Origin of the sequence: Pseudomonas sp. B6001 (assembly GCF_013386015.1) — a bacterium.
Classification (GTDB): Bacteria; Pseudomonadota; Gammaproteobacteria; order Pseudomonadales; family Pseudomonadaceae; genus Aquipseudomonas.
Genome location: NZ_JACAOX010000011.1, coordinates 1 through 22279, shown reverse-complemented (window position 1 = coordinate 22279; position 22279 = coordinate 1). Strand labels below are relative to the sequence as shown.

Here is a 22279-nt window from a genome sequence, read left to right as displayed (position 1 = left end):
GGGAACGAATCTTTTTACTCGGCATTACTGACGCAGTACTGCGCAGACCGGGTGAAACTGTACGCGGGTTGCTGGGCCGGGGAGTCTCTGAACCGGCGCACACTGCTACTGGTAACCCACATCCAGGGAGGTGTACGCAACAATAGCTGCCCCGCCGTCCTGCTCAGCGGTCTGGTTGTAATTCCCGGCCTTGAAATACAGATTGATGCCCTGCCAACCCGATGGCGGAATATCGAACTCCCGGCTGGCCTGCCTGCCATTCGCCGCAGCCGAAACCAGCAGCACCATGCCGCCCTCGGAGCCCTTGACCTCAATCTTGTAATTCAGCTTGTCGTTAAGCTCGAGCCCCGTCAGCAATACTGTCCGTTGCTCCTTCTGCCCATAGCGCGTTTTGGTCCCGGCGACGATCGAGCCACCTTCCCAGCGAAGCTTCAGCAGCTCCGAACCTCCCGCCTTGTCGCCATGTATCTGGGCAAATATGATCGATTTTGTGCTTGGATTTTGCACCACATAAAGCTCGCCGGACTGGGTGTTATCAAACACATCACCTGCGGTGAACTCTCTTTTTGCCCGCAGTTCAACCCGGGGATAGTGACTGTTGGGCGTCGCGTTAAAACCCGAGGGTGTGTTGAATACCAGCGCTCCTTCCGGCACACCTTGATGGCATCCCGATGAGCGATAACAGTTTGTGTAGAAATAGGCGTTCTGAAGATTTTCGCCTAGCGCTATTTCTTCTGGCTGACCTTGCGCATTGAAATCCTGAAGAACGTACGCACGGCTCAGGTTGGGCAGGTTGTCGCCTGGGGTTTTTGTGGCATCCAGGGCAAAGGCATTTCCACCGTTAAAAATCACTCCGATGGCCAAGACCGACACCACGCTAAATCCAGCGCCAAACACTTTAAATGCGTGCATCACCGTCACCGATCATTCGTCAAAGCGCCAACTGCAACGCCAGCAATCCGACAGCGATTGGGGGCGTCGAATCAATGTGGGTGAGTTATACGAGCCAGTACACATCTGTTGATCCTCGGTTAGGACCACCTTCCGGAGATACTAAACAAAGGGTGGCGGCTATACGCGGGTTAGTAGACCGGTTGATCAACGAAACCGGCGCGCCCAAAGGCGCCCCGCGTACAGCCACCATAAAGACCAGACATTCAAACGTCTGAAAAATGGCACAGCCATACGCCGTTGATCAAATCGGCTACTAAACCCGACCGCTGATGGGCAGCGGCTGACGAACCTTAAAGACGTCGCCCAAGGCGTACAACCGGGACGATTCTGATGGCTGTGTAGGCAAAGCCGCAAGATCTCTCTTCCAGATAGCTGCGCTCAACAATCCCCCCTTGGTTCCTCACCTTCCCTACACACTAAGCATCCCCCTCATACCGGGCGCATCAGCGTCGACCGACGGAAATCCGTCATCCCTTCCCTCAAGATCCATCCCCCAATCAATCGCTTTTTTATACATATAAAATATGCATAATGAAAACCTTCAGAATCCAGTATGACTACACCAAGAACACACTGAATCAGCTAAAGCACAGAGGTGTAAGCCTGGCCGATGCTGAACCGGTATTTCACGACGCTAAAGCATTGATGATAGAAGACCGCGACCACGATGAAGAACGCTGGGTAGTCGTGGGCAAAGATGCAAAGGATCGAATATTGGTGGTGGCCTACACCTACCGTGATCCGAATTTCGTACGCATCATCAGTGCAAGGCTCGCATCCAAAAGTGAACGACGCCAGTATCTGGAGGTTTGAACCATGAAAGACGAATACGATTTCAGCTCAGGAAAGCGCGGTGCTATTGCAGGCAACAAAGGCAAGACACGCATCACCATCATGCTGGATGACGTCGTGATCGATGCAGCACGCACATGCGCCGAAAACGCCGGTACGGGCTATCAGACGGTGATCAATAACATTCTGCGCCAGGCTCTGGTCTCCCAGGATGCACATAACCTAGTAACCGCCCCGAAAAAGCGGGCGAAAACCTTGCCTGTCATCAATGACAGGATCAACGCATCCGATGTGGAAGCCTTGGAACAGCAACTGCTTGCTGTCGCGGGGGAGTTGCATCGTGTGTTAGGAGCACACAACTCCGGCAAACACTAAGCCAGGCTTCAAGCGTGGTGTTTCACAATGATCAAACGGCCCGTCTCATTCACCGAATACGTTTGAAATAAACCAGCTCCGGATCATCCTCATACGGGTTCTCGATAACCCCGCTTGGAAAAAACCAGCCTTGGCGATGAGTCTCTGGGAAGCGACGTTGGACGTATTTGCCGAGGTAAAAAGCTTCATCGTCTTGCAGGCGGTCTCAGACGCAGCAAGCAGCCGAAGCGCTATTCCTTGACGTTGGAATGCTGGAGAATCAACGACTAATGAAACAAACCCGTTCTCGAAAACATTAGTAATCTGCCCTCCAGCAATTCGACCTTAAAAGCCCTCCAACTGCGCAAGATCCGCAAGCAACCCCGGCCCCACCGGTTCCCATCCCAACTTCTTGCGCGTGATCGCACTGGATGCAGGCATATCGTGAGCGGTAAACCTTGCCAACCAACCAAAAAACCCCTGAGCCTCTTGCGCCGAAATGGATTTAACCGGCAACCCTAGCCGCGTCCCCAACACCTCGGCAATCTCCCTTTGCGACACACCCTCCTCCGCCACCGCGTGATACCTCGTGCCCGGCTCGGCCTTTTCAATCGCCAGCCTGTAGAGCCGAGCCACATCCAGAATATGTGCCGCCGGCCAACGGTTTTTCCCGTCGGCGATGTAAGCGCAAACGCCCTTCTCGCGATACAACTCGATCACCGGGCTAACCAGCCCCTGCCTGACGGTGTCGTGTACTTGAGGCAAACGCATCACCGACACATTCACCCCCGTCGCGGCTACAGCGTTAGCTGCTTCTTCCGACGCTGCACGAGGAATCTGCGCTGAGGTAACCACCGCACCATCCTCCGTCGCCAACTGCCCCGGCACGGTGCTCGCAATTCCGACACCGGAGGTAATGATCAGCGGTCGATCCGACCCGGCAAGTGCCTCTCCCAGCACCTGGATAACCCGGCGGTCGTCCTCGCAGTTCGCGACGAATTTCGAGAAGTCGTGATTGAACGCCAGGTGAATCACGCCATCCGCCTGGGCAACACCAGACTTGAGGCTTCCCAGGTCCTCAAGCGACCCACGATGTACCTGAGCCCCGGCGGCCTCCAGCGCTGCCACCTTGTCATCCGAGCGGCACAACCCCAGCACCTGATGGCCCGCCGCGATCAGTTCCTTGACGACAGCCGACCCGATAAATCCGCTGGCACCCGTTATAAATATGCGCATGAACCGTATCTCCGTGTGTATTCAGAGACTAATCTGTGCGCCTGCCCTATACGGGTAAAGTAGTGAAGTTATCAGGGTATAGAGGCTAACAGGCTATGAGCGCAAACCAGTTGGGCAGCTATCTGAAAGACCGACGTACCCGGCTTGATCCGGCGGCATTCGGCTTCTCATCGGCACGACGGCGTACGCCAGGTTTGCGTCGCGAAGAGGTGGCCCAACGCGCGAACATCAGCCCTACCTGGTACACCTGGCTCGAACAGGGCCGTGGCGGCGCGCCGTCGGTGGAAGTGCTGGAGCGGATTGCCCATGCGCTGATGTTGACCGATATCGAACGCGAGCATCTGTTCCTGCTGGCCTTCGGACGCCCACCCGAAGTGCGCTATCAGCAAAACGAAACGGTGACGCCACGCCTGCAACGGGTACTGGATGCCTTGAACCCCAGCGCCGCGATCCTGCGTACGGCGACCTGGGATGTGGTGGCCTGGAACCAGGCGGCGACGGTGATGTTGATGGACTACGGATCCCAGGCGCCGGAACAGCGAAATATCCTGCGGTTCATGTTCCTTGATCCCAAATCCCGCGCGGCCCAATACGACTGGGAAAGCGTGGCACGGTTTGTGTTGGGGGCTTTCAGGATTGATACGGCGCGCTCAGGCGCGGCGGAGCAGGTGCAGCCGCTGGTGGATGAACTGTGTCGACGCAGCCCTGAATTTAAGGCGATGTGGAGCGAAAACGATGTTCAGGGCGCCCATGGTGATCGCATCAAGCGGATACGCCATTCGGTGTTGGGGCCGATCGAATTTGAGTATTCAGTGTTTGCGGTCGATGGGCGCAAGGATCTGAATATGGTGGTGTACAACCCGGCGACGCCGGAGGATGCGCAGCGGATCGCATCCTTGATGGATTAGGCGCCAGCAACTGCAAGAGACTTCGACACTGCAATCGCTCGCAACAAGAGACCATTTGAATCCTTAGCCTTACTCACATCATTCTCCTGCGCCTAACCGCGCCGCGCGCACGTGCTCATGCCTATTGCCAGCCAGTATCCATATGGATACAGTGAGAACCCGTGAACTATCATGTCCAGCAAACGCAGACCTTCATTACCTGGCATTCAGCAATACGTGATTTACGCGCAAAAATCGCCATCGCCCGGCGCATCGATCGCGCATCTGCTGGCAATCTGGGCGATATAAAGACGGTAGGCAATGGTGTCTCGGAAATGCGCGTAGATATCGGTCTGGGTTATCGAGTGTATTTCACGCAGCGAGGAAGAACCGTCATCGTCTTGCTGGCCGGTGGCGACAAATCCTCACAAGACGCCGACATCCGGCGAGCAAAAAAACTGGCAAAGGAAGTTTGATCATGAGCCAAACACTGACGACATTTGATATGGCGGCACTGCTCGACAGTGATGAAGCCATCAGCGAATACCTTTCTCAAGTTCTGGCCGACGGCGATAACGAGGAGTTCCTCAGGGCCGTCGGGTACGTGGCCAAAGCTCGCGGGATGGCGCGGGTCGCGACCGATACCGGCATGGGCCGTGAGAGTCTGTATAAGGCATTTGCCCCTGGAGCAAAGCCCCGCTTCGAAACGGTACTCAAGGTGCTTCACGCACTGGGTATCGATCTGCAAGCACAGCCGGGGCATGTCGCCAATCATTCGATTATTTGAGTGAGCAGCCCCGCTGCACCACCCACGCCAACGGCAACGTCAGCAACAACATCCCCGCCAGCACCATCACCGCCACCGGCACGCCCATCAAGTCCCCCAGCCCGCCAAACAGAACCGGCGCCAACGCGCCACCTCCGATGGTGCCGGTGTAGAACACGGCAAACGCCTGCTCTCGTTTACCTGCGCCAGCGAGATCCGGCACCGCGCCGTACAGCACCGAAGAGGTGCCATTCAACGCCAGCCCCAACACCGGCAATATCACCATCAACCCGCTCAACGGCAGGTACACCGCCGCGACGATTAACAGCGCCGTGACGGTTTCCGTCAGCCACACGGTTTTCATCATGCCGATGCGTGCGCCGAGGTAGCCGCAGAGCAATTTGCCGAAGGCGCCGCCGATAAACAGCATGGTCAGCGCGAGACCGATGCCCGCAGTGCCGGCGCCTTTAGCTTGCAGAAGAAAGGGCAGAAACGTGAGAAAGCCCATCCGCACGGCACTGTCGAGTGTGCCCGTGACGATCAGCGCACGCAGACCGCTGACCGAGCCACTTCCGATCAAGGTCTTGGCGGTTTTGCCGGAAGCAGACGCCGCTGCCTGCGTTGGGATCAGCCACCACAGCAACCCCGCCGCGGCCAATCCCAGCATTCCAAGAAGCGTGACGCTCGCGCGCCAGCTGATGACGGTCAGCAACAGGCCGACCAGCCCGGGAACCAGGGTTTTGCCAATGTCCCCGGAGAAGTTGTATTGAGACAGCGCTTCCTTGACCCCACCACCGCTCTCGTAGGTGTCGGTGATCATCGAAGAAGCCAGCGGATGCTGGGTACTCGCCCCCAGCCCGCCCAACAGCAGCGCCAGCAACAACATGCCCAACCCGGTCGCCTGCCCCACCAACAGATAGGCAACACCGGCAAGCGCCGTGCCGCCCACCAGCATCGGCGTGCGTCCCCAGCGTTTGGCGGCGCGACTGGCCATCAGCTGAAACACCGCCATCATCCCGGAATAGGCACCGCGCAGCAGGCCGACCTGGGCGTAGGTCATGCCGAACTGCGCTTGCCAGATCGGCAGCAGCACGTAGATCACATCGGTCAGGCCATCGTGAATCGCGTGGGCGCTGCAGCCGGCGATCAACGAGCGGCGACGGGCGGAAGTCTCGGGTACCGGCAGGGCAACGGCATCGTTCATGAGGTCTTGCTCAGTTCAGGTTGGAGGGGCTTCCAGCCCGCCAGGGCGATCAGCAACGACAGTAGCTGGAAACCGATGATCAGCGCCACACACCCCACCCAACCCCAACGCCCCCAGATCAGCGCCGGGACGATGGCGCCGAAGCTGCCGCCCAGGTAATAGCAGGTGAGGTACAGGCCCACGGCGCCGGCCTTGTTGTGGCGGGCGGTGGCGGTGGTGAAGGCGCTGGCGGCGGCCTGGGCGAGGAACACGCCCGTAGAGCTGAGGGCCAGGCCCCATACGATGCACCACAGGGATGGCAGCAAGGTCAGGCCCGAGCCACAAACGCCAAGCACCGCAGCCGCCGTCAGCAGTTCGGATTGCGGGCGGGATTTGCTCAGGCGCCCGGCAACGGGAATGACTACCAGGGCCAGCAGGAACACCATGTAGATCGTGCCTAGCGCCGCCGGGCCAAGGTCGAACGGGGCCTGGCTGAGGTAAAGGCCAGCGTAGGTAAACGTCGCCACTTGGGAGAACAGCACGCAAAATCCTACGGCGTAGGCTGCCAGCAACGGCGTGCCGAGCACATCGGCCCAGGTGGTTGAAGGTCGCGCAATTCGGGGTGGATTGCCCGGCAGCAGGAACTGGATAAACCCGCCCACCATCAGGCTCAACACTGCCAACAGCTCGAAGGCTTCACGCCAGCCGACGTACTCGGTCATCACACCGGTGACGAAGCGCCCGGCAAACCCGCCGAGCACGGTGCCGGCCACGTAGAGGCTGGTGACTTCGGTGACGGTGCCGCCGCGCCAGCGATCACCGATGTAGGCCACGCTGGTGGCGAACACCACGGGGATCAGCATGCCTTCGATAAAGCGCCACACCAGCAGTTCGGCGAAGCTGCTGGCATAGGCAGTCATCAAAGCCGGCAACGCCAGCAACAGCGAGGCCGCCGAGATCACCGTGCGTTGCTCAAAACGCCCGGTCAGGCGGCTGACAAAGGGCGCGGTCAGCGCTACCGCCAAGGTGGTGACGGTAATGCTCCAACCGGCCGCCCTGGCGCTCACTTCAAAGCTGGCGGCAAGGTTCTGCAAAATGCTCTGGGTGGCGTAGAGGTTGAGAAACGCCGCGCAGCCACACAGGAACAGGGCAAGACGGGCACAATGCAGGCGCGGTTTCATGAAACCTCTCGTTTTATTATCTGAGGCCTTTATAGAATGACCCGCACACCCGAGACCAATACCGATTTCGAACCGATCAATACCCTGGGGCCAGGATGCTCGACCTACGCAAGCTGCGTTACTTTCTGACCGTCGCCGAAGAATTGCACTTCGGCCGAGCGGCCATTCGCCTGCACCTGGCCCAGCCGCCGTTGACCCGGCAGATTTCCGCGCTGGAGACTGAGCTGGGATTTCGCCTGTTCGACCGCACCAGTCGCACGGTTTCGCTCACTCCCCAGGGGCGCGCGTTCCTGCCCTACGCACGGGCGGTGCTGGAGCAGGTCGACCTCGCTGAAGTCATCGCGGGCAAATTGGCGGCGGGTGCCGCCGGGCAACTGGCGCTGGGTTACGTCAGTTCGATAGCCCTGTCGGACTTGTTCAGCCAGGCGATTCAAGCCTTCGCCCAACGCTTTCCCGATGTGCAACTGACGCTGGTGGAATGCGCCTCCGGCAGCCTGGGCGCACAGGTGGCTGATGGCCGCCTGGATATCGGCTTGAGCCGGTTACTGCCCCAGGACGGTCAGACTGAGGTGCAAGCGTTGTCGTTGGGTGAGGAGCGGCTGGTGGCGGCGGTCTCCAGCGACAGCCCGTTGGCCAACCAGGCCGAGGTCAGCCTGGCGCAGTTGAGTGGGTACCCGTTAATTCTGTTCCCAGCCGATTATGGCTCGGGGCTTAACCAGTCCATTGAGCAGCTTTATCGGCACAAAGGTTTGCCACTGAGGGCCGGGCCGTCGGGACGGCAAATTACCTCGATCATTGCACTGGTGGCGGCGGGACAAGGTGTGGCGCTGGTGCCGGAATGTACGCAGAGTTTGATGAACAAGGGCGTGACGTATCGGCCGTTGGTGGACGCGGAAGCGTATGCACGGCTGCTCGTTCTTACGCGTAGCGGCGCAAGCAGCTTGATGGTCACGGCATTTCTCACGGTAATTGATGAGTTGCTGCAGGCTCGTCAGAAAGCCTGATTGCTCTCTCGAAAAACCTCGCAATACCTCCGTCGGGCACCGTCCCCATGCGCTCATACACTGAATACAGCCCCTACAGAAACACAGGTCATCGACCGCTGGTAGGTAGAGTGTTGATAATTTATTTTCAGTAGTTATAGTCTCCACCAACACACACCACAAGGAGGTGCTGTGGACAGCCGATATTTGATAGGTCACATCGTTGCGGATGGCTGGTATCTGGTGCGAATCAGAGGCAGCCATCATCATTTCAAGCACCCCACAAAGCCGGGGCTCGTGACGATTCCCCATCCTAAAAAAGACCTGCTGGACAAGACCGCAAAGAGCATTTTGAAACAAGCTCTGCTCAGCTAACACGTTCGTGGAGGACAACAAACATGCTGTACCCAATCGCAATTTCAACCGGTGACGAGGACCATGCCTGGGGTGTGGAAGTCCCGGACATTCCCGGTTGCTTCTCAGCTGGAGATGATCTGGACGACGCCATGGCCATGGCCCGCGAAGCGATCGAAGGCCACTTCGAGATCCTCGCAGAAGACGGTGCGCCCATTCCTACAGCACAGAAAGTCACCCTCCATGCCGCCAACCCGCAATATGCCGGCTGCACGTGGGCGGTGGTGGATATTGATGTGACCAAGTACCTGGGCAAGGCACAGAAACTCAATATCACGTTGCCCGGCTATCTGCTGAACCGCATTGACGAATACGTCCTGCATCATCCGGAAGAAAAAAGCCGTTCGGGCTTTCTTGCGTCTGCTGCCCTCAAGGTATTGCAACAGGACCGGTAACAGCACTTCAAGGAACCGCGCAATGCTCCCTCCCTCACACCGCACGCCCAGCCCCGTACTGCGCAAGGTACTGGGCTGGGTGCTGATCGCTCCTCTGCTGCTCTCGTTCCTCAGGCTGCCCTTTGCGCTGGGACTCGTGTTGGTGCTGGCGTCCATCACCGCCTCCGTTTATGGCGCCCGGTTTGCCCAACTGCATGCCAGTCGGCGTGTAACCGTATTTGCCGTGATCATCACGCTGCTCAACATCGCTTCATTTTTTGTCATTGGCACGGCATCGGTACTCAAGGCGCTGTACTGGTTCTCGTGGTTTTATTGGTATCCGTATTACGCCGATTGGGTTTACTGGAACTTCTAAGTCGTTCGCGAATTCGACCGCAAGAAACGTAGTTCCACCCTGGGTCGGCCCATCTACAGTAGAGCCATACCCACTCAAGGAGCCCGACCATGTCCTACGAATACAAATACATGCCCTCCCCCGTCGGCCAACTGACCCTCGTGGCCCGTGACGGAAAACTCACCGCCATCCTCTGGGAAAAAGAGCGGCCCAATCGCGTTCGCCTGGGTGCCCTGCAAGAAGCCAGCAACAGCCCGGTACTGCTGGAGACCGAGCGACAGTTGAAGGAGTACTTCGCCGGTGCCCGCAATCGTTTCGAGCTGGAACTGGACTTCGCCGGCACCGACTTCCAGAAGAAAGTCTGGCAGGCGCTGTTGACCATCCCGTTCGGAGAGACCCGCAGCTACAGCCAGATCGCTGCGCAGATAGGCAATCCCAAGGCCGTGCGTGCCGTCGGCGCCGCCAACGGGCGCAATCCGATTTCGATTGTTGCGCCGTGCCATCGGGTGATTGGTGCGTCGGGTGGCTTGACCGGGTTCGCCGGCGGGCTTGAGGCCAAGCAGTATCTGCTGGCGCTGGAGGATCACGGCTGACCCCCAGCAGGAAAACGTACAACTTTGTTCAGATCCTCAATTGTAAAAAGAAATTTCAGAGCGCGCCTGCGGTCAGTATTTTCATCACCCACCCTTATAGGAAAACGGTCATGAAATTCTCCGCCATCTCACAATCCCTGTCCCGTTGGGCAGGCAGCGCCCGCACGTTCTACGCGGCGGTGGGATTGATCCTCCTGTGGAGTCTGAGCGGGCCTTATTTCCACTACAACGACACGTGGCAGCTGATCATCAACACCTCCACCACCATCATCACCTTCCTGATGGTGTTCCTGATCCAGAACACGCAAAACCGCGACAACGACATTTTGCATATCAAGATTGACGAGTTGCTGCGCGCCACCAAGGATGCACAAAACGCCGTATTGAGCCTGGACGGCCTGGACCGCAAGGAACTGGAGAAACTGCGCAAGGAATACAAGACCATCGGCGACAGTGAAACCATCACTGTGACGACGCTGGTTACCGAAACAACGGATGACAATGGTCGGTCCAAGACAGACCTGAACCAGGCATAAAAAAACGGCGGCTGGATCACTCCAGCCACCGTTTTTCATGGGGTACTCAAGGCAATCAACCGTCGCCCTGGTGACCCTTACCGTACGTCGACGCCAGCGCCCGGGCTTTCTCCAGGCGCTCTTCCAACTTGGGCAAGGTCTCATCCACCAAAGCCTTTATTTCCGGGATATCGGACTCGGCGCCCTCCTGCTTGAACAAGGCGATCGCGTCTTCGTTGGCCTTGATCTGCTGGGCGGTGTAGGCGGCGTCAAAGGAGTCGCCGTCCTTGAGCTCGGGCATCAGCGATTCGGCCTTGTCGACAATCTTGTCCCGTGGGGCCACCGGCAAGTCGAGCTTCTTGGCGATGGCCGCCAGGTGCTGATTGGCCAGGGTGCGTTCATTGATGACTTCGATGGTGTAGTCCTTGATCTCCTGGGACGAAGTCTTGGCGTGTGCCATGCGGCTGGTCTCGATATCGGCCATGCCCTTGGCCGAAGCCTGCTCGATGAAATCGGCAGGCGACTGGGCGAAAGCATTGCTGGCGCCGAGGCCCAGCAGCATCGCGAAACTGGCGGTGCGTAACCGGATAGCCATGCGGCTCATGATGGGTTCCTCCAGGTAATAAACAGGTGCAGGGAAACGAGCCCCGCTCTGAATCTGAATTTTCAGGGCGGTAAAGGTTTAGAAAAAACTTGTTAGTGCGACGAACGGTCGTCAGGGCTTACTGAGGAGCAGTCCTGACGAACGGGACACAACGATGCAACGGTGACAATGTAGTATGTTGTATTACACATCACTACATCGAGGCACTTATGTCGGTCATGTCATTACGTCTACCTGAAGACATCTCCGAAACACTCGCCAGCCTTGCCAAGGCCACCGGGCGCAGCAAATCGTTCCTCGCCGTCGATGCGTTACGCGAATACCTGACGCGTGAAGCATGGCAAATCGAGGAAATTCAAAAGGCGTTGAAAGAAGCCGATGCGGGTGACTTTGCAACTGCCGCCGAAGTAGACGCAGTGGCAAACAAATGGCGTGCCAATGCGCGTTGAGTGGCTGAAGGCAGCACTCAAAAATCTTGATGATGAAGCAGCTTTCATCGCCCAGGAAAACCCCAAAGCGGCTTATGAGTTTGTTCAGGCCATCCGGACGGGGCTTGAGCATGTTGCTGAGTTTCCGGCGATGGGTCGAGAAGGACGCGTTCCTGGTACACGTGAGTGGGTGATGCCACGCTGGCCCTATCTCGTGCCATATCGTATTCGCGAGGGACGGTTACAGGTTCTTCGAATATTTCACACACGGCGCCAACCACCGAACAGTTGGTAACGCCGATCAACCCTGTATCACAACCTGCACCTGCCCATTCAACCACTGCAACGCCGCGTCCCCACCCCGCCGCGAATGCCACGCCAGCACAAACGCAAACGACGGAATGTGAAACGGCGGCGGCACCGCCAACAACTGTTCGTGATCAATGTTCAGCAGCCCGCGAGACGACACGGTAAGAATCAGGTCCGTGCCCTGGATCAACTGCGGCGCAACACCCCAATGAGGCAAGCTGATAGACACGTGCCGGCGCTCACGAATCGCCGTCAGCGCCCGTTCGATTTCCGGGGTGCCGCTGCCACGCATTTCGAGCAATACGTGGGGCCGCGCCAGATAGGTGGGCAGGTCGAGTACACCGCTTGCCGGCAGGCTGTCACGGTCCACCAGGCACACGTAATGCTCTTCAAACAGCGGCGTGCTGCGCAGTTCGGCAGGCATGTCGGGAAACACCCCGGCCGCCAGGTCGATATCGCCATTGAGCACACCGTCAAGCATGCCTTCGCGACTGGCCTGGATAATCTGCAAATCAATCCCCGGCGCTTCCCGGCGCAAGGTGCGCACCAGCCCCGGCAAGAAAATCGCCGCACTGTAGTCCGACATGGCGACCCGGAAGGTGCGCTTGGCCGACGCCGGATCAAAACGATTGGGCTCCAGCAGCGCCTGTACCTGGGCCAGCGCTTCCGCCAGCGGCATGGCCAGTTCCAGAGCACGAGCAGTGGGCACCAGCGAACTGCCCTGGCGCACCAGCAACGCGTCTCCAAGCAAGTCCCGCAACCGCGCCAGCGCGTGGCTCACCGCCGGCTGGCTCAGGTGCAGGCGCTCGGCGGCACGGGTCACGTGTTGCTCGCTGAGCAAGGCGTCAAGGATCACCAGCAGGTTAAGGTCGATGCGTCGTAGATCATTCATCAGCTGCATGTTCTGCATAAGAACTTGGAATTTAAATTTGCGCGACGAATAGCCTAGAGTCCAGCAAAACCTCTGGGATATTGATCATGACGACGTTGCATTGGGTAGGTTTGTTGCTGTTGGCCGCGTTTGCCGGGGCAGTGGTGCCGTTTCAAAGCGCGATCAACGCCAACCTGGGACGCGGCCTGGGGCATCCGCTGTGGGCCACCCTCGCCTCGCTGCTGGTGAGCATCGTCGTGCTGCTGCCGGTGATCCTGGCCCTGCGCCTGCCGCTGCCCAACCTGGGTTTTATCACCAAGGCGCCGCTGTGGATGTGGAGCGGCGGCGCGTTCGGCGTGTGCTTCATTTCGCTGGCGTTGATCCTGATGCCCAAGCTCGGCGCCTCGGGGTTTATCGCCCTGGCGATGGCCGGGCAAATCGTCGCCTCGTTGATGCTGGACCACTTTGGCTTGTTCGGGCTGGTGGAGCGCCAATTGACCGCGCCCCGGTTGATCGGGGCGCTGATGTTGATTGGCGGTGTGGCCCTGATTCAATTCAGTGCCGCACCCACCCGCTCGCTGGTGACCGCCGGCTGATCAGCGCTTGTCGAGGGTGCGCAGCTTCTGCGGCAAGCCCCACAGCAACAGCGCCGCCGCCAGCAACGCACACACGCCGATGACATACAGCGCCGGCGTGGTGCTGCCAGTGAGGTCCTTGATCCGGCCGACCATCACCGGGCTGACGATGCCGCCGAACTGGCCCAACGTGTTGATCACCGCGATCCCGCCAGCAGCGCCCGCGCCGGCACCGGCCAACAACTTCGGCGGCAGCGTCCAGAACGTCGGGATCGAAGCGATGATCCCGGCGCCCAGCAAGCTCAGGGCGACGATCAGGAACGTGGTGTGATCGGCAAAGATCCCGGCACAGAAGAACCCCACCGCCCCCAGCGCCACCAGGCCGCTGACGAACTTGCGACGTTCGCCGGTGGCGTCGGACAAGCGTCCGATCACCACCATGCTAATGGCGCCGCAGACGTAGGGAATCGCCGTCAGCAAGCCGATCATCACCGGGCTCTGGGTGCCGGCGCTGCGGATCAGTTGCGGCGCCCAGAAGTTCAGCCCGTAGGACGCCACCTGGATCAGGAAGTAGATAAAACCCAGCATCAGGAAGCCTGGGATACGCAATGCAGCCAGCAACGAGCCACCGCTCTTGTGGGGTTCATGCACGGCAATGCGACTGGCCAGCAACGTCTTCTCCGACGGGGTCAGCCAGTGGGCATCCTCGATACGGTCCTTGAGCAGCTTGAGCACCAGGAACCCCAGGCCCACACAGGGCAAGCCACCGAGCAAGAACAACCAGTGCCAGCCGCGCATTTGCAGCACACCATCGAGGTGTTCCAGCACCAGCCCGGAGAACGGCGCGCCCACCAGCCCGGCAAACGCCGACGCCAGGAACAGCATCGAGGTGATACGCCCACGGTAGTGCTGCGGGAACCACAACGTCAGGTAATACAGCACGCCCGGGGCAAACCCGGCCTCCATCGCACCGATGATGAAACGCAGGCCGTAGAACTGCCATTCGGCCGTGACGAACACCATAGCGGCCGTCGCCAGCCCCCACGACATCATGATGCGGGCGATCCAGCGGCGGGCGCCGACCTTGTACAGCATCATGTTGCTCGGTACTTCAAAGATCACGTAGCCCACCACAAACAGCCCGGCGCCGAGACCATAGGCAGTGTCACTCAGGCTCAGGTCGGTCTGTAGCTGGAACTTGGCGAAGCTGATGTTGATGCGGTCAAAAAACGCGAACAGGTAGCAGACCATGATCAGCGGCATCAGGCGCCAGGCGACCTTGCTGACCAGGGCTTTTTCGGCATCGTGTTCAGCGGCCGGGCGCACGCCGGCCTCCAACGTATTAAGGCTCATCGATTCTCTCCAGCGGACTGCTCGCAGGCGTCCGATTGTTTTTGTTGTCTGGTTACGGCTTACAAGGTGGCGATGTAGGCCGGTGGCGGATGCAGGTCGCAATTGCGCCCGGCCTTGGCCACCTGGCCCGGCAATTCGTGGCCCAGCAAGGCTGGCAATTGCCGCGACATTTTCAGCAGGTGCGGCAGGTCGATGCCGGTGTGGATCCCGACTTCATCACACAGGTTGACCAGGTCTTCGGTGCAGATATTGCCCGACGCGCCGGGCGCAAACGGGCAACCGCCGAGGCCGCCCAATGCCGCATCAAACCGTCGCGCACCGGCCTCGTAGGCGGCCAGCACATTGCACAAACCCAGGCCGCGGGTGTTGTGGAAATGCAGGGTCAGGTCGCTCGCCGGAACACGTTCGAGCACGCGCTTGACCAGGCGCTCGACCTGACGCGGATTGGCCATGCCGGTGGTGTCGGCCAGGCTGATGCCCTGGATGCCCAGCCCGCGGTAGGCGTCGACCAATTGCAGCACGCGGTCCTCATCGATCTTGCCCTCGAACGGGCAACCAAAAGTGGTAGCGATGCTGCCGTTGAGGCGCACCGGGTGCTCGGCAGCAAAGCTCACGATATCGCCGAATGCGGCCAACGAAGCCTCGCAACGCATGCGCATATTCGCCAGATTGTGGGTCTGGCTAGCGGACATCACCAGGTTCAACTCATCGGCCCGGGACTCGATGGCACGCTGGGCGCCCTTGAGATTGGGGATCAACGCCACGTAGATAACCCCGGCGCGACGAGTGATGCCCTGGAAAACCTGTTCACCATCGCGCAACGCAGGGATGGCCTTGGGCGACACGAACGAGCCGGCTTCGATCCGGGAAAAACCCGCCAGGGACAGTTGGTCTATCAACGCGATCTTGTCGACAGTCTCGACCCAGGTCGGCTCGATTTGCAGGCCGTCACGGGGTGAGACTTCCTGCACGACCAGGGCATCGGAATAGTTTTTCATTGCACCACTCCCGAGGATTTCAGGCGTTGAATATCGGCGCCGCTCAGGCCCAGGTCGCCGAGGATTGAATCAGTGTGCTGGCCCAGGCTCGGGCCCTGCCAATTCACCGCGCCGGGGGTTTCCGACAGTTTGGGCACGATACCGGGCATCTTCACCGTGAGGCCGCCGGGCAGGTCGGCGCTGAGCAGCATGTCGCGGGCCTGGTAGTGCGGGTCGGCGACGATATCGGCCACTGAATAGATACGCCCCGCCGGTACTTCGGCGGCTTCCAGGGCGCTGAGCACCTGGTCGATGGGCAGGCTGCTGGTCCAGTGGGTGATGGCGGCGTCCAGCAGGCCGCTTTTCGCGGCGCGGCCATCGTTGTGGGCAAACTCCGGCGCTTCGGCCAGGTCGGCGCGGCCGATGGCGAGCATCAGGCGCTTGTAGATCGGGTCGCTGTTGCCGGCGATCACCACATAGGCGCCGTCGGCGGTCAGGTAAGTGTTGGAGGGTGCGATGCCGGGCAAGGCGCCGCCGCTGCGTTCGCGCACATGGCCGAGCATGTCGTATTCCGGCACCAGGCTTTCCATCAGGTTGAACACGCTTTCGGCCAGGGACACGTCGACAATCTGGCCGTCGCCCTGGCCGGTCTTGACCCGCAGCAGCGACATCAGCGCGCCGATCACACCGTGCAGCGACGCCAGGGAATCACCGAGGCTCACGCCGACCCGCGCCGGTGGTGAATCCGGGTTGCCAGTGGTGTAGCGAATCCCGCCCATGGCCTCGCCGATGGCACCGAAGCCCGGGCGGTCGCGGTAAGGGCCGGTCTGGCCGTAGCCGGAGATGCGCACCAGGGTCAGCTTGGGGTTGAGGGCGTGCAGCACGTCCCAGCCCAGGCCGAGTTTTTCCAGGCCGCCGGGGCGCAGGTTTTCGATCAGCACGTCGGCATCGCCCAGCAATTGCTTGACCAGGTCCAGGCCTTCTGCCGACTTGAGGTCCAGGGCCAGGGACTTTTTGTTACGCGATTGCAGGTACCACCACAGCGACGTACCTTCGTGAAGCTTTCGCCATTTGCGAAGCGGATCGCCCTGCCCCATGGCTTCGATCTTGATCACCTCGGCGCCAAACTCGGCCATCAGCCGGGCGGCGAAGGGCGCGGCAATCAGGGTGCCGATCTCGATCACCTTGATACCGCTCAGGGGAGCCGTCATGGGGTGTACCTCTTGTTCTTGGAATGTGGGGCCAAGGCTAGAGGACGCAGGCAGTAGAAATCCAACCGTCAGTTGGCAACGAGCGTTCGCCAAATGCGAACGCTTGAGTAAGGACTGGTTGTGGCGAGGGCCCTCGCCACAGGGTTTGCTTACGCCTGCTCCCGCCGCAGGTAATCGAACAACAGCCGGCTCACCGGTGACAGCTGTTCTTCATCACGCACCACCAGGATCAGGCTGCGGTCCGACCAGGCATCCGTCAGCGGCACCGCGTGCAAGCCCAACGCCCGGCCAAACAGTTCATAGGCTTTTTGCGGCAGGATGCCGATGCCCATGTTGGCCTGGACCATCCGGCACATGGCATCGAAGCCCGGCACATGGATCCGCAAGCGCAGCACCTTGCCCGCCTCCCGCGCCGCCGCATGGGTGCGCATGTTGATCGAACTGGCGGAATGCAGCCCCACGTAGTCGCTGTCCAGCGTCTCGGCGAACGTCAGGGTCTTGCGCGACGCCAACGGGTAATCCGCCGGCATCAGCACCACCAGTTTGTCCCGGCGATAGGTCACACCGGGCAGGCCTTTGGTATCGGTGTCGCTGGAACAGATGCCCAGGTCCGCAACGCCGTCAATCACACCCTGGACCACGCCATTGCTGGGCCGCTCTTCCAGGTCGGCCTTCACCTGTGGATGCAGCGCGGAAAAGTCGCGCAAGTCTTCGGGCAGGAACTGAATGATTGCCGAGAGGTTCGCCAGCATCCGCACATAACCGCGCACGCCGTGACTGTGTTCGCCCAGCTCCAGGCCCATCTTCTCGACATTGAACAGCATCTGCTGTGCATGGTGCAGCAAGGTCTCGCCGGCAGCCGTGAGCTGCATGCCCTTGGCCTGGCGCACAAACAGGCTGACGCCCAGCACCTGTTCCAGCTCCATCAAGCGCTTGCTGGCCGCGGAGACCGCGATGGCTTCACGGGCGGCGGCGCGGGTCAGCGTGCCTTCCTCATGCACTGCCACAAACAATTGCAGGGTGATCAGGTCAAGGCGGCGAACCAGGCTTTTGTGCAGCATCTAGGCGCGCTCGGTGGCCAGGCGATTGATATCGGCCTGCTCCACCACCGGCAGAGGTGCGCCGTGCCGGACGGCCGAGAGCATTGCGCGGCCAACGGTTTCAGTGCTCACCACCCAGGCCGGTCGCACATGGCGCAGCAGCGACAACAACGGGCCGACCACGGTGTAGATGGACTGGTAGAGCGGGGTTTTCGAGCGCACGCCGTGCAACGGCTGGATCACCCCGGGACGGAACAGGTACACCGCCTTGAACGGCAGGCGCAGCAACGCATTCTCGGTCTTGCCCTTGATCCGTGCCCACATGGTTTTGCCGGTTTCGCTGCTGTCGGTACCGGCGCCGGACACGTAGATAAAGGTCATCTGCGGGTTGAGCCGCGCCAGGGTGCTGGCGGCCACCAGCGTCAAGTCGTAGCTCAAATGGGTGTACTTGGCTTCATCCATGCCCACCGAAGAAACGCCCAGGCAAAAGAAGCAGGCATCGAAACCTTGCAGCAGATGCTCCAAGGGCTGGAAATCGAACATGTCGGCATGCAGCACCTGGTGCAGCTTGCCGTGTTCCTGGGTCAGCGCGGTACGGCCGACGGCGACGACTTCCTGCACGTCACTGGCCAGCAGGCACTCGCGCAACACGCCTTGGCCGACCATGCCGGTGGCGCCGAATAATAGAACTCTCATAAGGTTGGTTCCTAAGCGACAAGCGGTTAGCTTCATGCTGCAAGGTAGAGACAAACCCACTGGCAACTTGTAGCTTGCGGCTTGCAGCTTACTGCTCAACAGGATCTTTTGCCCCTTGAAAAGCACCACGACCCTCACCATTGCCTGCAGCGCGGCCTTTTTGTCCCAGGTTGGCATCAGCAGTTATCTGCCCGCCGTGCCGGCGATTGCCTTGTCATTGACCGCTGCAGAGGACCAGGTGGCACTGGCCCTGGCGGTGTACTTGATCGGCATGGCGTTGCCGATGCTGCTCTGGGGCAGCCTCGGTGAGCGCCTGGGTAGAAAGCCGGTGTTGCTGGCAGCGTTGGCGTTGTATGCGCTGGCCAGTGCGGCGATTCCGTCCGCCTACAGCCTCGAATCGTTCCTAGGCCTGCGCCTGGTCCAAGGCCTCGGTGCGGGCGGTGTGTCGGTGATGGCGCGGGTGCTGGTTCGTGACAGCTTCAGCGGTGCCCTGTTGGCCAAAGGTTTGTCGTGGCTGGGCATGACGTTCGTGATCGCCCTGGGCATCGGGCAGTTTGTGGGCTCGCTGTTGCAAGTGGCGTTTGGTTGGGAGGCGATCTTTTATGGGCTGGCGGTCGCGGCTGTCGGCTTGATGATTGCGCTGCAACGGGTGGTGTTTGCAAGATTGGAAAAAGCCTCTGGACACGTCTCGGCCTGGCGCATCTACGGCACGATCCTGCGCCATCCGGCGTTCCTGCGGCCTGCGTTGGCGGGCGGTTTGGGTTACGGGGTGATCATCGCGTTCAACACCTGCGCACCGTTGATTTTGCAGGGCCATTTCGAGTGGAGCGCGGCGCAATATGGCTGGCTCGGCTGGCCGATCAGCGGGGCGTATCTGGCGGGGGCGTTGATGGTCAATCGCCTCGTCGCCCGCACCGGGCGCCTGTCGATGATGAGTTGGGGCGTGGCGTTGGTGATGTGCGGCAGCGCAACGATGTTGCTGGGCAGCCTGTTTGCCAATGGGCTGGCGATCCTGCTGTGGCTGCCGTATTGCCTGGCGGTGTTCGGCCAATCGATGAGTTATCCCATCAGCCTGTCCCTGGCCAATGATGAATCACCGGTGAGCGGCTCCTACGCCATGGCCTTGAGCGGCTTTATGCATCAGTTGATGGCAGCGGCGATCGGTGGCGTGGCCAGCCTGCTGGCGAGTCAGCAGGCCTGGCCGTTGGCGGTGTTATGCGTGGCGCTGGCGGGCGGCGCACTGCTGTGCGTCGCCATGGCCAGGACTGATCAGAACGCGCTGCGGAAGATCTCTTCAATCTGACGCTGATCCGCCCGCCGCGGATTGGTCAGGCCGCAGGCGTCCTTCAGGGCGTTGGACGCCAACAGCGGGATGTCCTGTAACTTGGCGCCCAACTCCCGTAGCCCGGCAGGAATTTCCACATCCTGGGACAGGCTGCGAATCGCCGCGATGGCCGCCTGGGCGCCCTCTTCCACCGACGTACCCTTGATATCTGCGCCAAGGGCCCGTGCCACATGGCTCAGGCGCTCGGCGCTGACGCTGGCGTTGAAGCTTTGCACATGGGGCAACAGCACCGCATTGCACACGCCGTGAGGCAAGTCATACAGCCCGCCCAACTGGTGCGCCATGGCGTGCACGAACCCCAGGGACGCGTTGTTGAAGGCCATGCCGGCGAGGAACTGCGCGTAGGCCATGTTCTCCCGGGCGGCCAGGTCTTTACCGTTGCGCACCGCAATCCGCAGGTTGGCGCTGATCAGCTCGATGGCCTTGATCGCGCAGGCATCGGTGATCGGGTTGGCGGCGGTGGACACGTAGGCTTCGATTGCGTGGGTGAGCGCGTCCATGCCGGTGGCGGCAGTCAGGCCCTTGGGCATGCCGACCATCAGCGCCGGGTCGTTGACCGACAGCAGCGGCGTGACGTTGCGGTCGACGATGGCCATTTTCACGTGGCGGGTTTCGTCGGTGATGATGCAGAAGCGGGTCATTTCGCTGGCCGTGCCGGCGGTGGTGTTGATGGCCACCAGCGGCAGTTGCGGTTTGGCCGACTGATCGACGCCTTCGTAGTCGCCGATGTGCCCGCCGTTGGTCGCACACAGGGCAATGCCCTTGGCACAGTCATGGGGTGAGCCACCGCCCAGTGACACCACGAAATCACAGGCACTCTGTTGCAGCAGTGCCAGGCCTTTTTCGACGTTATCGACGTTCGGGTTGGGCTTGGCGCCGTCATAGATCACCGAGTCGATGTCTTGCATCGCAAGCTTCTCGGCGATCATGCTGGCCACACCTGCCTTGGCCATCCCGGCGTCAGTGACGATCAGCGCCTTGCGAAAACCGTAGTTGCGAATCGCGGTCATGGCTTCGTCGAGGCAGTCGAGGCCCATGATGTTGACGGCGGGAATGAAGAAGGTGCTGCTCATGGTGGCTAATCCTTTAAAGTCGTTATGCCTACAGCATCGACCTCGATTGCCTGCGGCATCTTGACCAGGATCAACGCCCGCTCGTGATAAAGTCACCGCCCAGCCGATTTCGAGTAGACCCGCCGCAATGAAGGATTCCCAGGATTTTGATGCCCACCTAGAAGACTGGAACGCCTTGCGCAGCAGTACCGCCATCAGCGGGATCCTGATCGGCAACGGCGCCAGCCGCGCAGTGTGGGAAGATTTTGCCTACGACTCACTGTTCGAAAACGCCCGCACCGTGGAAGAAAAACCTCTGAGCCAGTCCGAACTCAGCGTGTTTGACGCGATGCAGACCCGCAGCTTCGAGCAGGTGCTGGGTGCACTGAAAACCACCAGCCGGGTCAACAAGGCCCTGGCGGTCAGCTCGGCTGCGCCGCGTAATCGCTATTACGCGATCAAGGAAGCGCTGATCAATACGATCCACAGCGTGCATATTCCGTGGCGCCTGGTGAAGCCGTCGACACTGGCGACCCTCCATCAGGAGCTGGCGAGTTACCCGACGGTGTTCACCAGCAATTACGACCTGCTCAACTACTGGGCGATCCTGCATGCGCCGGGCATCGATGATCTGTTTCGCAGTGCCGATGCGAGCTTTGACCTGCGTAATACTGCCTGCGACACCACGCGCATTTTGTATCTGCATGGTGGCCTGCACCTGGTGCGTAACCTTGACGGTACGGCGCGTAAATTGCCGACCACTGACAGCACGTTGCTCAGCAGTTTTGCGATCAACAACACGATCAAGACGCTGGATGATGTGCCGTTGTTTGTCAGCGAGGGCAAGGTTGAGGAGAAGCTGAAGACCATTCGCAGTTCTGACTATTTGTCGTTCTGTTACGAGCAGTTGTTGGGCCATGAAGGTGGGCTATGCATCTTTGGGCATCACCTCGGCGCGCAGGATGTGCATCTGGTGCAGGCGATTCGACAGGCGAAGATCAGCACGTTGGCGATTTCGGTGTTTGGCCGCAGTGCGGGGTTTATCCAGCAGCAGAAGCGGCGTTTTGCGGAGCTGTTTGAGGGGATGGAGGTGGAGTTGCGGTTTTTTGATGCGCGTAGTCATGCGCTTGGGAATTCGGGGCTTTCGGTGCCCGTGGAGCGGTGATGGTAGTTGGGGTGAGGTGGGGTGGGGTGGGATGTACATATCCGTTGCTGCGGTAACGGCCACTTA

At 60.1% G+C, this 22279-nt stretch carries 29 protein-coding genes; 16 read left to right on the top strand and 13 right to left on the bottom strand.

All coding sequences use genetic code 11. The annotated features are described in order from the left end of the window. Positions 1-105 precede the first annotated feature (105 nt). On the bottom strand, positions 106-912 hold the full coding sequence (locus tag HX821_RS13005) for a polysaccharide lyase family 7 protein (RefSeq protein ID WP_177035865.1): 807 nt from the start codon (positions 910-912) through the stop codon (positions 106-108). A gap of 573 nt (positions 913-1485) precedes the next feature. Here HX821_RS13005 and HX821_RS12995 point away from each other — a divergent pair. After that, complete coding sequence (locus HX821_RS12995) at positions 1486-1767, top strand: BrnT family toxin (RefSeq protein WP_008437813.1); 282 nt, start codon at positions 1486-1488, stop codon at positions 1765-1767. 3 nt (positions 1768-1770) lie between these two features. Continuing rightward, positions 1771-2121, top strand: a complete 351-nt coding sequence (locus HX821_RS12990; protein WP_008437812.1) for a BrnA antitoxin family protein — start codon at positions 1771-1773, stop codon at positions 2119-2121. A gap of 45 nt (positions 2122-2166) precedes the next feature. On the opposite strand, the gene HX821_RS31790 is transcribed toward HX821_RS12990, so the two are convergent. Together HX821_RS31790 and HX821_RS12985 are read right to left on the bottom strand one after the other, a co-directional pair. Next, complete coding sequence (locus tag HX821_RS31790) at positions 2167-2355, bottom strand: hypothetical protein (protein WP_371316411.1); 189 nt, start codon at positions 2353-2355, stop codon at positions 2167-2169. Positions 2356-2445: 90 nt separating this feature from the next. Beyond that, complete coding sequence (locus tag HX821_RS12985) at positions 2446-3336, bottom strand: SDR family oxidoreductase (RefSeq protein ID WP_177035864.1); 891 nt, start codon at positions 3334-3336, stop codon at positions 2446-2448. A 95-nt stretch (positions 3337-3431) separates the two neighbouring features. On the opposite strand from HX821_RS12985, the gene HX821_RS12980 reads away from it, so the two are divergent. The 3 genes from HX821_RS12980 to HX821_RS12970 all read left to right on the top strand — a co-directional run bounded on the left by HX821_RS12980 (position 3432) and on the right by HX821_RS12970 (position 5010). Then, positions 3432-4244: a helix-turn-helix transcriptional regulator gene (locus tag HX821_RS12980; RefSeq protein WP_177035863.1), complete on the top strand. Its 813-nt coding sequence runs from the start codon at positions 3432-3434 to the stop codon at positions 4242-4244. Positions 4245-4405: 161 nt separating this feature from the next. After that, positions 4406-4699 (top strand): type II toxin-antitoxin system RelE/ParE family toxin, encoded by a 294-nt coding sequence (locus HX821_RS12975; RefSeq protein WP_087692619.1) that lies wholly within the window; start codon positions 4406-4408, stop codon positions 4697-4699. A 2-nt stretch (positions 4700-4701) separates the two neighbouring features. Then, complete coding sequence (locus HX821_RS12970) at positions 4702-5010, top strand: addiction module antidote protein (protein ID WP_003212064.1); 309 nt, start codon at positions 4702-4704, stop codon at positions 5008-5010. Here the strand turns inward: HX821_RS12970 and HX821_RS12965 are convergent. Both HX821_RS12965 and HX821_RS12960 read right to left on the bottom strand, forming a co-directional pair. After that, the gene (locus tag HX821_RS12965; RefSeq protein WP_177035862.1) at positions 5003-6193 is read right to left on the bottom strand and encodes an MFS transporter; all 1191 of its coding nucleotides are present in this window, start codon (positions 6191-6193) and stop codon (positions 5003-5005) included. The two genes, HX821_RS12970 and HX821_RS12965, sit on opposite strands and share 8 nt — an antisense overlap. Then, a complete protein-coding gene (locus HX821_RS12960) occupies positions 6190-7353 on the bottom strand; it encodes an MFS transporter (RefSeq protein ID WP_177035861.1) in 1164 nt (387 codons plus the stop codon). Before HX821_RS12960 ends, HX821_RS12965 begins: the two co-directional genes overlap by 4 nt. A 95-nt stretch (positions 7354-7448) precedes the next feature. Here HX821_RS12960 and HX821_RS12955 point away from each other — a divergent pair, with 95 nt between their 5' ends. The 6 genes from HX821_RS12955 to HX821_RS12930 all read left to right on the top strand — a co-directional run bounded on the left by HX821_RS12955 (position 7449) and on the right by HX821_RS12930 (position 10608). After that, positions 7449-8357, top strand: a complete 909-nt coding sequence (locus HX821_RS12955) for a LysR family transcriptional regulator (RefSeq protein WP_087692622.1) — start codon at positions 7449-7451, stop codon at positions 8355-8357. A 171-nt stretch (positions 8358-8528) separates the two neighbouring features. Further along, positions 8529-8711, top strand: coding sequence for a type II toxin-antitoxin system HicA family toxin (locus HX821_RS12950; RefSeq protein ID WP_003189411.1), 183 nt, complete (start codon positions 8529-8531; stop codon positions 8709-8711). Between the two features lie 23 nt (positions 8712-8734). Continuing rightward, entirely contained in the window at positions 8735-9145 is a 411-nt protein-coding gene (locus tag HX821_RS12945) for a type II toxin-antitoxin system HicB family antitoxin (protein WP_003212074.1), read from the top strand. A gap of 22 nt (positions 9146-9167) precedes the next feature. Further along, on the top strand, positions 9168-9500 hold the full coding sequence (locus HX821_RS12940) for a hypothetical protein (protein WP_003212076.1): 333 nt from the start codon (positions 9168-9170) through the stop codon (positions 9498-9500). 89 nt (positions 9501-9589) lie between these two features. Beyond that, a complete protein-coding gene (locus HX821_RS12935) occupies positions 9590-10072 on the top strand; it encodes a methylated-DNA--[protein]-cysteine S-methyltransferase (protein ID WP_003212078.1) in 483 nt (160 codons plus the stop codon). A 110-nt stretch (positions 10073-10182) separates the two neighbouring features. Further along, entirely contained in the window at positions 10183-10608 is a 426-nt protein-coding gene (locus HX821_RS12930; protein ID WP_003212079.1) for a low affinity iron permease family protein, read from the top strand. 55 nt (positions 10609-10663) lie between these two features. Here HX821_RS12930 and HX821_RS12925 read toward each other — a convergent pair whose 3' ends face one another. Then, a complete protein-coding gene (locus tag HX821_RS12925; RefSeq protein ID WP_003212082.1) occupies positions 10664-11191 on the bottom strand; it encodes a DUF4142 domain-containing protein in 528 nt (175 codons plus the stop codon). A 209-nt stretch (positions 11192-11400) separates the two neighbouring features. Between HX821_RS12925 and HX821_RS12920 the strand changes: the two genes are divergently transcribed. After that, positions 11401-11640, top strand: a complete 240-nt coding sequence (locus HX821_RS12920; protein ID WP_008437804.1) for a CopG family ribbon-helix-helix protein — start codon at positions 11401-11403, stop codon at positions 11638-11640. Next, on the top strand, positions 11630-11914 hold the full coding sequence (locus HX821_RS12915) for a type II toxin-antitoxin system RelE/ParE family toxin (protein WP_008437803.1): 285 nt from the start codon (positions 11630-11632) through the stop codon (positions 11912-11914). The genes HX821_RS12920 and HX821_RS12915 overlap by 11 nt, the downstream gene beginning before the upstream one ends. 6 nt (positions 11915-11920) lie before the next feature. Here HX821_RS12915 and HX821_RS12910 read toward each other — a convergent pair whose 3' ends face one another. Continuing rightward, complete coding sequence (locus HX821_RS12910; RefSeq protein WP_008437802.1) at positions 11921-12838, bottom strand: LysR family transcriptional regulator; 918 nt, start codon at positions 12836-12838, stop codon at positions 11921-11923. 68 nt (positions 12839-12906) lie between these two features. Between HX821_RS12910 and HX821_RS12905 the strand changes: the two genes are divergently transcribed. Then, on the top strand, positions 12907-13395 hold the full coding sequence (locus tag HX821_RS12905) for a DMT family transporter (protein ID WP_177008904.1): 489 nt from the start codon (positions 12907-12909) through the stop codon (positions 13393-13395). Here HX821_RS12905 and HX821_RS12900 read toward each other — a convergent pair whose 3' ends face one another. From HX821_RS12900 to HX821_RS12880, 5 genes are all read right to left on the bottom strand, one after another. Further along, the gene (locus tag HX821_RS12900) at positions 13396-14727 is read right to left on the bottom strand and encodes an MFS transporter (RefSeq protein ID WP_010176627.1); all 1332 of its coding nucleotides are present in this window, start codon (positions 14725-14727) and stop codon (positions 13396-13398) included. A 59-nt stretch (positions 14728-14786) separates the two neighbouring features. Further along, a complete protein-coding gene (locus tag HX821_RS12895) occupies positions 14787-15725 on the bottom strand; it encodes a hydroxymethylglutaryl-CoA lyase (protein ID WP_177035860.1) in 939 nt (312 codons plus the stop codon). Further along, positions 15722-16915 (bottom strand): CaiB/BaiF CoA-transferase family protein, encoded by a 1194-nt coding sequence (locus HX821_RS12890; RefSeq protein ID WP_087692626.1) that lies wholly within the window; start codon positions 16913-16915, stop codon positions 15722-15724. Before HX821_RS12890 ends, HX821_RS12895 begins: the two co-directional genes overlap by 4 nt. 149 nt (positions 16916-17064) lie before the next feature. Then, complete coding sequence (locus HX821_RS12885) at positions 17065-17976, bottom strand: LysR family transcriptional regulator (protein ID WP_177035859.1); 912 nt, start codon at positions 17974-17976, stop codon at positions 17065-17067. Beyond that, a complete protein-coding gene (locus tag HX821_RS12880; protein WP_102604145.1) occupies positions 17977-18651 on the bottom strand; it encodes an NAD(P)H-binding protein in 675 nt (224 codons plus the stop codon). A 115-nt stretch (positions 18652-18766) separates the two neighbouring features. Between HX821_RS12880 and HX821_RS12875 the strand changes: the two genes are divergently transcribed. Then, complete coding sequence (locus tag HX821_RS12875; protein ID WP_177035858.1) at positions 18767-19954, top strand: MFS transporter; 1188 nt, start codon at positions 18767-18769, stop codon at positions 19952-19954. Here the strand turns inward: HX821_RS12875 and yiaY are convergent. Further along, entirely contained in the window at positions 19921-21069 is a 1149-nt protein-coding gene (gene yiaY / locus HX821_RS12870) for an L-threonine dehydrogenase (protein WP_177035857.1), read from the bottom strand. The two genes, HX821_RS12875 and yiaY, sit on opposite strands and share 34 nt — an antisense overlap. A gap of 127 nt (positions 21070-21196) precedes the next feature. Between yiaY and HX821_RS12865 the strand changes: the two genes are divergently transcribed. Continuing rightward, complete coding sequence (locus tag HX821_RS12865; RefSeq protein WP_003212103.1) at positions 21197-22213, top strand: DUF4917 family protein; 1017 nt, start codon at positions 21197-21199, stop codon at positions 22211-22213. Positions 22214-22279: the final 66 nt, after the last annotated feature.

Excerpts from the sequence above, each read along its gene's own strand:
- HX821_RS12895 (WP_177035860.1), bottom strand. The coding sequence starts at position 15,725 with ATGAAAAACTATTCCGATGCCCTGGTCGTGCAGGAAGTCTCACCCCGT.
- HX821_RS12955 (WP_087692622.1), top strand. The coding sequence starts at position 7,449 with ATGCTCGACCTACGCAAGCTGCGTTACTTTCTGACCGTCGCCGAAGAA.
- HX821_RS13005 (WP_177035865.1), bottom strand. The coding sequence starts at position 912 with ATGCACGCATTTAAAGTGTTTGGCGCTGGATTTAGCGTGGTGTCGGTC.
- HX821_RS12890 (WP_087692626.1), bottom strand. The coding sequence starts at position 16,915 with ATGACGGCTCCCCTGAGCGGTATCAAGGTGATCGAGATCGGCACCCTG.
- HX821_RS12945 (WP_003212074.1), top strand. The coding sequence starts at position 8,735 with ATGCTGTACCCAATCGCAATTTCAACCGGTGACGAGGACCATGCCTGG.
- HX821_RS12905 (WP_177008904.1), top strand. The coding sequence starts at position 12,907 with ATGACGACGTTGCATTGGGTAGGTTTGTTGCTGTTGGCCGCGTTTGCC.
- HX821_RS12885 (WP_177035859.1), bottom strand. The coding sequence starts at position 17,976 with ATGCTGCACAAAAGCCTGGTTCGCCGCCTTGACCTGATCACCCTGCAA.
- HX821_RS12880 (WP_102604145.1), bottom strand. The coding sequence starts at position 18,651 with ATGAGAGTTCTATTATTCGGCGCCACCGGCATGGTCGGCCAAGGCGTG.
- HX821_RS12970 (WP_003212064.1), top strand. The coding sequence starts at position 4,702 with ATGAGCCAAACACTGACGACATTTGATATGGCGGCACTGCTCGACAGT.
- HX821_RS12980 (WP_177035863.1), top strand. The coding sequence starts at position 3,432 with ATGAGCGCAAACCAGTTGGGCAGCTATCTGAAAGACCGACGTACCCGG.
- yiaY (WP_177035857.1), bottom strand. The coding sequence starts at position 21,069 with ATGAGCAGCACCTTCTTCATTCCCGCCGTCAACATCATGGGCCTCGAC.
- HX821_RS12910 (WP_008437802.1), bottom strand. The coding sequence starts at position 12,838 with ATGCAGAACATGCAGCTGATGAATGATCTACGACGCATCGACCTTAAC.
- HX821_RS12965 (WP_177035862.1), bottom strand. The coding sequence starts at position 6,193 with ATGAACGATGCCGTTGCCCTGCCGGTACCCGAGACTTCCGCCCGTCGC.
- HX821_RS12915 (WP_008437803.1), top strand. The coding sequence starts at position 11,630 with ATGCGCGTTGAGTGGCTGAAGGCAGCACTCAAAAATCTTGATGATGAA.
- HX821_RS12930 (WP_003212079.1), top strand. The coding sequence starts at position 10,183 with ATGAAATTCTCCGCCATCTCACAATCCCTGTCCCGTTGGGCAGGCAGC.
- HX821_RS12960 (WP_177035861.1), bottom strand. The coding sequence starts at position 7,353 with ATGAAACCGCGCCTGCATTGTGCCCGTCTTGCCCTGTTCCTGTGTGGC.
- HX821_RS12865 (WP_003212103.1), top strand. The coding sequence starts at position 21,197 with ATGAAGGATTCCCAGGATTTTGATGCCCACCTAGAAGACTGGAACGCC.
- HX821_RS12985 (WP_177035864.1), bottom strand. The coding sequence starts at position 3,336 with ATGCGCATATTTATAACGGGTGCCAGCGGATTTATCGGGTCGGCTGTC.
- HX821_RS12935 (WP_003212078.1), top strand. The coding sequence starts at position 9,590 with ATGTCCTACGAATACAAATACATGCCCTCCCCCGTCGGCCAACTGACC.
- HX821_RS12995 (WP_008437813.1), top strand. The coding sequence starts at position 1,486 with ATGAAAACCTTCAGAATCCAGTATGACTACACCAAGAACACACTGAAT.
- HX821_RS12920 (WP_008437804.1), top strand. The coding sequence starts at position 11,401 with ATGTCGGTCATGTCATTACGTCTACCTGAAGACATCTCCGAAACACTC.
- HX821_RS12990 (WP_008437812.1), top strand. The coding sequence starts at position 1,771 with ATGAAAGACGAATACGATTTCAGCTCAGGAAAGCGCGGTGCTATTGCA.
- HX821_RS12900 (WP_010176627.1), bottom strand. The coding sequence starts at position 14,727 with ATGAGCCTTAATACGTTGGAGGCCGGCGTGCGCCCGGCCGCTGAACAC.
- HX821_RS12925 (WP_003212082.1), bottom strand. The coding sequence starts at position 11,191 with ATGAGCCGCATGGCTATCCGGTTACGCACCGCCAGTTTCGCGATGCTG.
- HX821_RS12940 (WP_003212076.1), top strand. The coding sequence starts at position 9,168 with ATGCTCCCTCCCTCACACCGCACGCCCAGCCCCGTACTGCGCAAGGTA.